Annotated in this window: 7 protein-coding genes; 5 read left to right on the top strand and 2 right to left on the bottom strand. The window is 57.3% G+C overall.

Going from position 1 to position 11,431, the window contains the following annotated elements; genetic code table 11:
* Nucleotides 1-258: 258 nt before the first annotated feature.
* Complete coding sequence (locus IOB61_RS13150) at nt 259-2,085, bottom strand: DEAD/DEAH box helicase (RefSeq protein WP_290817506.1); 1,827 nt, start codon at nt 2,083-2,085, stop codon at nt 259-261.
* 421 nt (nt 2,086-2,506) lie between these two features.
* Between IOB61_RS13150 and IOB61_RS13145 the strand changes: the two genes are divergently transcribed.
* The 4 genes from IOB61_RS13145 (at nt 2,507) to lldD (ending at nt 6,234) form a co-directional block, all read left to right on the top strand.
* Nucleotides 2,507-3,133: an ATP-dependent Clp protease proteolytic subunit gene (locus tag IOB61_RS13145; protein ID WP_085337921.1), complete on the top strand. Its 627-nt coding sequence runs from the start codon at nt 2,507-2,509 to the stop codon at nt 3,131-3,133.
* 170 nt (nt 3,134-3,303) lie between these two features.
* Nucleotides 3,304-4,575 (top strand): ATP-dependent Clp protease ATP-binding subunit ClpX, encoded by a 1,272-nt coding sequence (gene clpX / locus IOB61_RS13140; protein ID WP_085337922.1) that lies wholly within the window; start codon nt 3,304-3,306, stop codon nt 4,573-4,575.
* An 18-nt stretch (nt 4,576-4,593) separates the two neighbouring features.
* Nucleotides 4,594-5,031: a DUF1330 domain-containing protein gene (locus IOB61_RS13135; RefSeq protein ID WP_290817502.1), complete on the top strand. Its 438-nt coding sequence runs from the start codon at nt 4,594-4,596 to the stop codon at nt 5,029-5,031.
* Nucleotides 5,032-5,085: 54 nt separating this feature from the next.
* On the top strand, nt 5,086-6,234 hold the full coding sequence (lldD, locus tag IOB61_RS13130) for an FMN-dependent L-lactate dehydrogenase LldD (RefSeq protein ID WP_290817499.1): 1,149 nt from the start codon (nt 5,086-5,088) through the stop codon (nt 6,232-6,234).
* Between the two features lie 3 nt (nt 6,235-6,237).
* Here the strand turns inward: lldD and IOB61_RS13125 are convergent, their stop codons facing one another.
* The gene (locus IOB61_RS13125; RefSeq protein WP_290817496.1) at nt 6,238-8,517 is read right to left on the bottom strand and encodes a penicillin acylase family protein; all 2,280 of its coding nucleotides are present in this window, start codon (nt 8,515-8,517) and stop codon (nt 6,238-6,240) included.
* Nucleotides 8,518-8,836: 319 nt separating this feature from the next.
* Between IOB61_RS13125 and lon the strand changes: the two genes are divergently transcribed.
* Nucleotides 8,837-11,239 carry an endopeptidase La gene (gene lon, locus IOB61_RS13120; RefSeq protein WP_290817494.1) on the top strand — a complete coding sequence of 801 codons (2,403 nt, stop codon included), beginning with the start codon at nt 8,837-8,839 and terminating at the stop codon, nt 11,237-11,239.
* Nucleotides 11,240-11,431 lie beyond the last annotated feature (192 nt).

Genomic DNA, 11,431 nt, shown 5'->3' with positions numbered 1-11,431 from the left:
AGGCCTTTGCGAACTAGGCGGGGGTAATGACACCACCGAGGAGGGCTCATGATCCTCCCTTGAGCACACAGCACTATTTCAGCCGGGGCGCACGGTTTGCGTCGTATTCCGGGCCAGTCCGTTAATCTGGCCCACTTTAATTGACGCGCTCCAAGCGCCCCGGCCCCTCTGCTTGCTTCAGCCAAGCACAAGGCAAACCCCCGGAGGTTTTCCTCGCGGGGCTAAAGGTGTTGGCAGGAGGCGGGTGATAAAGTCCCCTCAGTCCATGCGGACTTTCTTTTTGAACGACTTCTTCCCGAAAGGGGGTGGGCCGCCCTTGGTGCGTGGGGGGCCGACGATGCCGCGAGGGCCGCGTTCGCCAGAAGCTACAGGCGCATTGGGTTTACCCTTTTTGCCGCCCTTTTTGGGGCCATCGCGGCGGGGCGCGCCCTTGGCGCTGCCTGGATGATTGGCAGGCTCAATCCGCATGGCATCATCTGGGTGATTATAGACGGCCTGCATGAAGCGGTCGGCAACGCGGGGGTCGATCTCAAACACCGTGTCGCGATCGAAAATCCGAATAGTGCCAATGTCATTCTTGGTGACATGACCCAGGCGGCAAATCAGCGGGATCAGCCATTTTGGGTCTGCGTTGGAATTGCGCCCCACCGAAAGGCGGAACCAAGGCGCGCCAGAGCCTTCTTGCCCGCCGAAGTCACGCGGGTCACGTTCTGGCCGGTCGCGCATACGGGCGGGCCGCTCACCCCGTTCTGGCCGTGGGCCACGAGGTTCTGGGACGGGCTCAAACACATCTTCAGGTTCTGGCAGGCGGGAGCGATAGAGGCGGATGAGCGCGGTTGCCACTTGTTCGGGACCTGCCGCTTCTAGAAGGGCTGCAGCGAGGCCAACATCTTCTTCGCTCGCAGGCTCTTTCAACATGGGATCATTCATCAAGCGGTCGCGGTCAGCCGCGCGGATGGATTCAGCGCTCGGTGGACCCGACCATGTGGCCGAAACCCCTGCCGAATGCAGCAATTGCTCAGCCTTTTTGCGCCGCGTGGTGGGGACCAACACAACTGAAATCCCCTTGCGCCCAGCCCGACCTGTGCGGCCCGACCGGTGGAGAAGAGCGGCCTTGTTCTGGGGCAGCTCTGCATGGATGACGAGATTGAGGTCTGGAAGATCAAGCCCGCGTGCGGCCACATCGGTGGCCACACAAACCCGGGCATGGCCGTCGCGCAGCGCTTGTAGCGCATCGGTACGCTCTTTCTGCGACAACTCACCCGATAGCGCCACCGCCGAAAAACCGCGCTCGCGCAGGCTTCCAAATAAGTGGCGCACGCTTTCGCGCGTTGCACAAAACACCAAAGCCCCGCCTGTGCCGTAAAAACGCAAGACATTGACCACGGCCAATTCCAGCTCGTTGGGGGCAACGCGGATGGCGCGATACTCAATATCGCCATGGGGCACATCGCGTGTGGTGGTGTCGATGCGAATGGCGTTGCGCTGATAATGCTTGGCCAAAGTCACAATGTCTTTGGCCAAGGTGGCTGAGAAGAGGAGGGTGCGCTTTTCTTCCGGCGTGCCGTCCAAAATGGCTTCGAGATCATCTTTAAAGCCAAGGTCGAGCATTTCGTCGGCTTCATCGAGGACAACGGCGCGCAGGGCGCTGAAATCGGCGCGCCCGCGTTCCATATGGTCGCGCAAGCGCCCGGGCGTGCCGACCACAATGTGACAGCCCGCTTGTAGCTTGCGGGCTTCTTGGCGGGCATCCATGCCGCCAACGCAGCAAACGACTTGCGCGCCTGCCTTGGCATAAAGCCATTCCAATTCGCGGGCGACTTGTTGGGCAAGCTCGCGGGTGGGGGCGATGACAAGGGCTAAGGGTGCACCACCGCGACCAAGACGGTCTTCGCCGGCCAAAAGCGTGGGGCCAATCGACAGGCCAAAGGCAACTGTCTTGCCAGAACCTGTTTGGGCGGAGACCAAAAGGTCTGCATCGGCGCGTTCTTCGGCAAGAACGGCGGCTTGAACCGGGGTCGGCTCGCCATAGCCTTGCGCCGTCAATGCGGCTTCAAAGACGGCGGGTAGAATAGGGAAGGGCATAGTAATCCTGAAACCGCCCGAAGAGTTGGCGGGGTATTGCGGGGGCGGCCTCAAAGCACGCCAAGGCGGGCCACATAGCAGGAATTGCGCGTAACAGCCACGCATGCATCTGTGTTTGCTGGTCTGTCCGCCCGTGAGGGCACCAGACTCTATCCATAGAATGAACAGACTGGGCCTCAAGCGCGCGGCCCTGCCTGCGAGGGGCAAAGGGGAAGACCCGCGCCAAGCCCGCGAATTTATCCCCTACTGCAGTCAATTCAGGCTTGTCTGCAGCTGCCTGTGGGTAGATGGATCGGCCTTCACCATTCCTTCATTCACTGCTTGCAAACCGCATTAACCGCAACATCTCCTTGCAACGGAGGCGAAGCGGGCCAATATCTAGCATTCCAGAACGCATTGGCGTGTTCTGAAAGAGGCTTTTATGACCGATCATATCACACGCGCACTGGGCTTAGTCCCAATGGTTGTCGAGCAAAGTTCGCGTGGCGAGCGGGCCTTCGATATTTTTTCTCGCCTGTTGCGCGAACGCATCATTTTCGTGTCTGGCCCGGTCGAAGACGGCATGGCCGCTTTGATCTGCGCCCAACTTCTTTTCTTGGAGTCTGAGAACCCCAAGAAGGAAATTGCTATGTATATCAATAGCCCAGGCGGTGTCGTCACCTCTGGTCTGTCGATCTATGACACGATGGAATATATCCGCTCTCCCGTCTCCACCGTGGTTATGGGCCAAGCGGCTTCTATGGGTTCGCTTCTGCTCGCCGCCGGGCAAAAGGGTAGCCGCGTTGCGCTGCCAAATGCCCGCGTCATGGTGCACCAACCTTCTGGTGGCTTCCGAGGGCAGGCGACCGACATTGCACGCCATGCTGAAGATATTGTCGCAACCAAGCGTCGTCTCAATGAAATCTATGTCAAGCACACGGGGCAAGACTATGACGTGATTGAGAAAACTTTGGACCGCGACCATTTCATGACCGCTGAAGAAGCCAAGGCATTCGGCATCGTGGACGAAGTTTTTGTGAAGCGCGAAGACCCAAGTCTGACGAGCTAAACACGCCTTTACCCCGCACGGCCTCGTTTTTGCGTAAGACCAAGCGGGTGAACATAATTGCTTCAGTTTTGCAACGGATCGTTGACAGATTCCGTGCAAGACTGGACAAAGCTTTTTGGAGCGACCGTCAGTGGCTGCTTTTGGCAGCACCGTGACGGACTGGAGTAGACATGACCAAAGCAGCCAGCGGTGATTCAAAAAATACGCTCTATTGCAGCTTCTGCGGCAAGAGCCAGCATGAAGTCCGCAAACTGATCGCAGGGCCTACCGTGTTCATCTGCGATGAGTGCGTCGAACTGTGCATGGATATCATCCGCGAAGAGAATAAGAACCAATTGGTCAAATCCAAGGACGGTGTGCCGACGCCGCAGGAGATCAAGGACGTTCTCGACGATTATGCGATCGGCCAGAATTACGCCAAGCGCGTTTTGGCCGTGGCTGTACACAATCATTATAAGCGCCTCGCACATTCGCAAAAGAATGGCGATGTGGAACTGGCCAAGTCGAACATTTTGCTGATTGGTCCAACCGGTTGCGGCAAGACCTTGCTGGCCCAAACCCTGGCCCGCATCATCGACGTGCCCTTTACCATGGCAGACGCCACGACTTTGACCGAAGCGGGCTATGTCGGGGAAGATGTCGAGAACATCATTCTGAAACTGTTGCAGGCGTCGGACTATAATGTGGAGCGCGCCCAGCGCGGCATCGTCTATATCGACGAAATCGACAAAATCAGCCGCAAGTCAGACAACCCATCCATAACCCGTGACGTATCGGGTGAGGGTGTGCAGCAGGCCCTGTTGAAATTGATGGAAGGCACGGTTGCATCCGTTCCTCCCCAAGGTGGCCGCAAGCATCCGCAGCAGGAATTCCTGCAAGTGGACACCACCAATATCCTCTTCATCGCGGGCGGGGCTTTCCCCGGTCTCGACACGATTATTTCGCGTCGCGGCACAGGTGCTGGCATTGGCTTTGGGGCCAATGTGCGCAGCCCAGATGACCGCCGTACGGGCGATGTGCTGCGCGAGTGCGAGCCTGAGGATTTGTTGAAATTCGGTCTCATCCCAGAATTTGTCGGCCGGATGCCTGTCTTCGCGACTTTGGAAGATTTGGACGAAGCTGCGCTCATCCAAATCCTGACTGAGCCGAAGAATGCGTTGATCAAGCAATATCAACGTCTGTTTGAGATGGAAAACACCAAGCTGACCTTCACCGATGAAGCTTTGCGCTGTGTGGCTACCAAGGCCATTGCGCGTAAGACGGGTGCACGTGGCTTGCGGTCCATCCTCGAAGGGGTGTTGTTGGAGACCATGTTCGACCTGCCATCTTATGAGGGTGTGGAAGAAGTGGTGGTCAATGGCGAAGTCATTGAAGGCCGCGCGAAGCCCTTGCTGATCTATTCAGAGCGGCGCGATCAAGCAGCCCCAGCTGCCGCTGGCTAAACATAAGGCGACATGGTGATGACGGACGAAGCCTTTGTTGATCCAACGCGGGCAGCCTTTGATCTGTTCAAATCGCTGCCACGGGATGAGCCGATCTGGATGCTCAATCAGGTACGGTTCCGGCCTTTGGCGCTTTATCCCGCCGATCATCCAGATGCCAAGCTGGGGCGGACGGGGGCAGAGGCCTACAAGGAATATGGCCGCACCAGTGACCCAATCTTCAGCCGCTTAGGCGGCAAGATTGTGTGGCGCGGGACCATGCAAGCCATGCTTACTGGCCCAGAAACAGAGGCTTGGGATACGATCTTCATCGCCAATTATCCCAGTGCAAGTGCCTTTTTGGCCATGGTGACCGATGCGGACTACCGCGAGGCCGTCAAGCATCGCCAAGCCGCCGTGTTGACCAGTCGTTTGGTGCGGTGTCAGCAACAAGATGCCAGTGGCGGATTTGCCTGATAGCCCAGCCCTGTGCTTAGGTTGCGTGCAAGCGGTCTGAGGAAGCAGGGCGGAATGATCATTGCCAGTCCAAGGGATTTTCGTCGTGCGGCGCAACAGCGCCTGCCACGTTTCCTGTTCGACTATGTCGATGGCGGGGCGCTTGATGAAGTAACGCTCAAAGCCAATGAGACTGACTTGTCCAAAATCCTGCTGCGCCAGCGCGTGCTGCACGCAATGGACAAGGTCGATCTGTCCACGACCCTTTTGGGCCAAGACCTTGCTCTGCCGATAACTCTGGGTCCTGTTGGCCTGTCGGGCATGTTGGCGCGGCGGGGGGAAGTGCAGGCAGCACAAGCCGCCGCCAAGGCCCGCATCCCCTATACGCTGTCAACGGTCAGCGTCTGCCCTTTGGCAGAAATTGCCGCTGCTTCCAGCCAGCCCATCTGGTTCCAGCTCTATGTCTTGAAAGATCGGGGCTTTATGGCCGATGCCTTGGCCCGCGCAGCGGCTTTAGGTGTGACGACTTTGGTGTTTACGGTCGATATGCCAACACCTGGATCGCGCTATCGCGACCCACACTCTGGCATGTCGGGTCCTTGGGCGGGAACCCGGCGCCTGGTACAAGCCATGCTGCACCCACGCTGGGCCCTGGATGTCGGCCTTTTGGGGCGGCCGCATGATCTGGGCAATATCTCTGTCTATCGGGGCCAATCCACGGGTTTGGCGGACTATATCGGCTGGCTTGGCGCGAATTTTGATCCCAGCATCGGCTGGCAGGACCTTGATTGGATCCGCCAGACTTGGCAGGGCCAAATCCTCATCAAAGGCATTTTAGACCCGGATGACGCCCGCGACGCCGTCAGCTTCGGGGCTGATGGGATTGTCGTGTCTAACCATGGCGGGCGACAGCTTGATGGCACGTTATCGACGGCAGCGGCAATGCCGGGAATTGTTGAGGCCGTGGGCAAATCTATCCCCGTCCTTGCGGACTCCGGTATAAGAAGCGGGGTAGATGTCTTGCGCTTTCTGGCATTGGGCGCAGACGCCGTCATGCTGGGGCGGGCCTATGCTTATGCCTTGGCCGCAGGCGGGGAGGCGGGTGTAAGCCGCCTCCTAGCCCTTTTTGAAGCGGAGATGCGCACCAATATGACCCTGATGGGGGTCAAGAAACTGGCTGACCTTGGCCCCCACTGCTTGGTTCAGCCCTCGCAGGGGAAATAAAATCTATTCTTTCAGCTTCAGCGTCTCGCCTATTTTGGCGGCTTCGATCTCGGCCGGGGTAAAGGGGAGGCGGTTCCAGCGCTTTTCAGCATAGGCTTTGGTCTGATCGGCATAAAAAGGCGAGGCAGGATCGGTGGATTGCGCATAGCTCAAAATCGCGTCGGCCACTGGGCCTTTGTCGTCAAAGCCGACAATCTGGACGTAAGAGGTGCCGTGGCGTGGGACGAGGACATTTCCGACCTTTTCGGAGACTTGCACATTGAGAACGCCGAGATTGCCATGGGCACCATGAATGGGGATGTTCTCTCCATTGCGGGTTACAAATTGAACATTTCCCCAAGCCACATCCAAGGGATAGCCTTCTTTGGTCAAGCGTTCAGCAGCGGACCGCAAAGCCCCGCGCAGCTGGTCGGCAACGGGGCCGGTTGTTACCAAATCACGGGGGGTGTTGACGGGGTCTTTCAGGTCAAAGGGCGTTGCCCATTTGCCCGGCAGCCGGTCGGCCAATTCCCAAAAGGCCCAGAACAGATAGGCACCCTTGCTGTCATTGTTATAGAGCCTGTCCCAGCCTTTTAGAGCCTGACAGGCCGCAGCCAAATCTGCTTGATCGGCACACAGTCCTAGAAGCGCATCGAGGGTCAATTCAGCCGCGAGGGTCTTATTGGCAAACTGCATGGCGCGCGCGGTTTCATGATCGACTTTGGTGCTTGTAAAGCCATCCGTGCCCGTCAATCTGCGGTCAATCTCGATCAGGCCAGAGCGGGTGCGCAGACTACGGGCAACTTCGGCCGTGCCCAGGATGGGTGACAAGACCCGATAGGGGGCCTTTGGATTGGTGAGCCAATAGCTGTCATTACTATTGGCGACATAGTCGCGCCGCTCAATGATGGCCTGATCACTGGCGGGCATCAGACCCGGGACGGGCGTGCCCGGTGCTTTATCCCACTCACAGGCAGAGCGGCTACCATCAAGGATCACAAGACGTTGGGCCAAGGGGGCAGAGCGCGGGGTTGCGCAATCCTTGATCTTTTGCGCCGAGACATTGGGAACGGCAGTCACATCGGCCAAAAGCGTATTGCCATAACGGTCAGCCGCGATCGTATTCACCCACGGAATGCCCAAAGTCTTGGTCACGGAGTCGCGAATATCGCCGACATTTTTGGCGAGATTCATGCCAACCCACGCATCAATCAGGCGATTATTGCCCGCATTGGCGTCGCGGATGGCAAAGGCACGTTCTTTTGTCCAGCTCAAGCCTGCGGCAGGCATGACCATAAGGGGGCCAAAACGGCTGACATAGACGGTGCGCTGGACTGGCCCGTCTGGGGTCGGCACTTGAATTTGCCGCACCTCCATCGCTTCACTCTTGCCATCCACCAGATAGCGCGTGGGGTCGGCTGGATCGAGCGTAAGCTCAAATACGGTCGCATGCTTAGAGGCAGTCACGGTGTGGGTCCAAGCAATGTCCTTGTTAAAGCCAATGGTGGGCAGGGGAGAGCCCGCCAATGTCGCCCCCATAACATCGACGACGCCTGGAATGGTGATGTGAAGCTGATAGAAACGGGAGGGGCCTGCCCACGGGAAATGCGGATTGCCGACAATCAGGCCACGCCCATTGGCGGTGGTTTCGGCACCAAAGGCCCAGCCATTGCTGCCAAGACCAGCTGCAGCAGGATCGGGCAGCGTGAGGGCAGCAACTTTCTCAGCCTTCACGTCCTGGGGTGGGGCGGCATAGGCAATGGCTTGGGCCAGAACCAAAGCGCCTGCACGCAAGGCGTTCTTTTCGGTGAGGCGCAGCATGTCATCTGTCGTGATCGGGCGCACCCAAGCCTTGCCGCGACACGCTTCTGGCACACGCTCTGGTCCCAGATCGCGCAACAGACGATTATAGCCGGCAACATAGCCCTCGGTCAGGTCGCGCGCGATTTTGCTGGTCTTCAAGCCGTCTCGGCGAAGTTTTGCCAAATCCAAATTTGACCGGAAGAACGTATCCGAGGCCAAATTGTCGAGCGGGTCAAAGCCGAGGCTGGTTTTCTCCTTGGCCCCAAAATGCAGGGATCGTTCGCCAGCCACCGTCGCAAAGTCTTCGGCCAGCATGCACAAATTGTCCTGCGCATAGGCATAAGCAACACCATAGCCAATCCCCTTCCAGTTCTTGGCGGTGATGTGGGGGATGCCATAAGTCGTGCGCGTGATACTGGCTTCAAGGCCTTGCGGCTTGGCGTGGGCTTGGCCAGCAAGCGCGCAGGCTAGAACGATCAGGGATACTGATTTAAAGCGCATTTATTCCTCCAGATTGGCAATCGACGGCCTATATTTTTCGAAGACCCTAGGGTGCCCCGCGGTGTGAAGCAAGGACGAGGTAAGCGCATTGGGGGTTAGGACTACGATCACATCTTTGCGCCTTGCCAAATCACGGAAACAGGTCAGGCCTTGAACGCAGGCTTAAGCGCATCCATTTGTGGAATAACATCACCGCGGACTTGCAAAAGCCCGCAACACGGCGCCCTATCTCCCTGTGGAGCGCGTTTTGATCCACATGGATCAAAGTTGCGCCCCAAAAAAGAATTAGGATGCCTCAGGCTAAGTCTAAGGAAACTAAATGACCAAGACACGTATTCTGCCGCTTCTGCCCCTACGCGACATCGTCGTGTTCCCGCATCGTGTCTCGCCCTTGTTTGTTGGGCGGGAAAAGTCGGTTCGGGCGCTGGAAGAAGCGATGCGCAGCGACAAGGAAATTGTGTTGGCGACCCAAAAGGACGCGAGCGCCGATAATCCAGGCCCAGGCGATGTGCATAAGATTGGGGTTATTGCTTCGGTGCTGCAATTGCTGAAATTGCCCGATGGCACGGTAAAGGTCTTGGTTGAAGGCAAGTCGCGGGTTTCGATCCAAAGCTTTGATGCGACTGAGCCCATGTTTACGGTACAAGTCGAAGAGATCGAAGACCTCGACGCCGATACCCCAGAAGCCAAAGCCCTGTCGCGCACCGCGATTGAGCAGTTTGAGAATTACGTCAAACTCAATCGTAAAATTCCGCCCGAAATCGTCTCGGGCCTCAGCCAATTGCCAACCGCCAGCCAAGTTGCGGATGTGATTGCCGACAATTTGGCCATCAAACTGGAACAGAAGCAGGAGCTTTTGGAAATCTTCAGCGCCACCAAGCGTCTAGAGCGCATCTTCACCTTCATGGAAGGCGAAATGGGCGTGTTGCAGGTTGAGCGCCGGATCCGTAACCGCGTTAAGCGGCAGATGGAGAAGAGCCAGCGCGACTATTATCTGAATGAGCAAATGAAGGCCATTCAGCGCGAACTGGGCGAGCAGGACGAAGGTCGTGACGAGCTGCAGGAGCTGGAAGAGCAAATCCGCAAAACCAAATTCTCCAAAGAAGCCCGCACCAAGGCTGAAGCTGAGCTTAAAAAGCTGAAGCAAATGAGTCCGATGTCGGCGGAATCAACCGTGGTTCGCAATTATCTTGATTGGCTGTTGGCCCTTCCTTGGGGCAAGCAGAAAAAGACCAAGAAGGATATTGATGCGGCAGAACAAGTGCTCGATGGCGATCACTATGGCTTGGAAAAAGTCAAAGAGCGCATCTTGGAATATCTGGCCGTTGGTGCGCGCACCAATAAATTGCGTGGCCCCATTCTGTGCCTCGTTGGCCCGCCAGGCGTAGGCAAGACCTCGCTGGGCAAGTCTATCGCGAAAGCGACCGGGCGCGATTTCGTGCGCGTGTCTCTGGGCGGGGTGCGCGATGAGTCAGAAATTCGTGGCCATCGCCGCACCTATATTGGCTCTATGCCCGGTCGCATCATTCAATCGATGAAAAAGGCAAAAAGCGCCAATCCGCTCTTCTTGTTGGATGAAATCGACAAAATGGGTGCCGATTATCGTGGCGACCCAGCAGCAGCTTTGTTGGAGGTCTTGGACCCCGAACAAAACAGCACCTTCAACGACCATTATTTGGAAGTCGATTATGACTTGTCAGATGTGATGTTCGTGACCACGGCCAACTCGCTCAACATGCCCCAGCCTTTGCTGGACCGCATGGAGATTATCCGCATCCCCGGCTATACCGAAGATGAAAAGGTGGAAATCGCCAAGCGGCACTTGTTGCAAAAGCAGATCGACGCCAATGGTCTGCGCGTGGGTGAATTCTCGCTGTCGGACGAAGGCTTGCGGGAAGTGATCCGCTATTACACCCGCGAAGCCGGTGTGCGCAGCCTTGAACGTGAGATCGCTAATCTGGCCCGTAAAGCCGTGCGCGAGATCAGCCAGAAGAAGAAAGAAACCGTCGCGATCACACCTGAAAATGTCAAAGACTATTTGGGTGTACGCAAGGTGCGCTTTGGTGAGGCCGAGACTGAGGATCAAGTCGGGGCCGTCACGGGTCTGGCTTGGACTGAAGTTGGTGGCGACACGCTGACGATTGAAGCGGTGCAAATGTTCGGCAAAGGCCGCATGACCGTCACGGGCAATTTGCGCGACGTGATGAAGGAATCCATCTCGGCGGCAAGTTCTTATGTGAAAGCGCGTGCGCCGCACTTTGGCATTAAGCCTACCTTGTTTGACCAGACCGACATCCATGTGCATGTGCCCGAAGGGGCAACGCCCAAGGATGGGCCATCGGCAGGGATTGCCATGATGACGGCGATTGTCAGCCTTTTGACCAATAATCCGGTATCGCGCTCGGTTGCCATGACCGGCGAGATCACCTTGCGTGGCCGGGTTCTGCCGATTGGTGGCTTGAAGGAGAAGCTCTTGGCCGCTTTGCGGGCGGGCATCAAAACCGTGCTGATCCCGAAAGAGAATGAGAAGGACCTTGAAGACATTCCAGAAAATGTGAAGCAGGGCCTGACCATTATTCCGGTGTCAACCGCAGATGAAGTTCTGGTTCATGCCCTGACCCGGCCCATCGTCGCGATTGATTGGAACCCAGAAGATGCCGCCGAAGCCTTAGCGAAGCGTCTGCCAGAGGCAGGCGACCCAAGCGCTGCTACGGCGCACTAGGCTTTAGCGCTCTTAAGGCGGGAAGGGGCCCTGACAGACCTGTCGGGGCCTTTTTCTTAGGCTAGATGGGTTTGGATATTCTGCTTCCAAGCCTGAAGCGGCTGCACGTGGGGCCTTGCCAGAAACCCCATCCAACCCCTATGGAAGCGGCGTGGGGCGGTTAGCTCAGCTGGAGGAAGATCGGAAGAGCGT

This window comes from Aquidulcibacter sp., assembly GCF_020253525.1.
Lineage (GTDB): Bacteria > Pseudomonadota > Alphaproteobacteria > Caulobacterales > Aquidulcibacteraceae > Aquidulcibacter.
The sequence above is the reverse complement of the archived record's forward strand: the minus strand, read 5'-3'. Positions and strand labels throughout refer to the sequence as shown.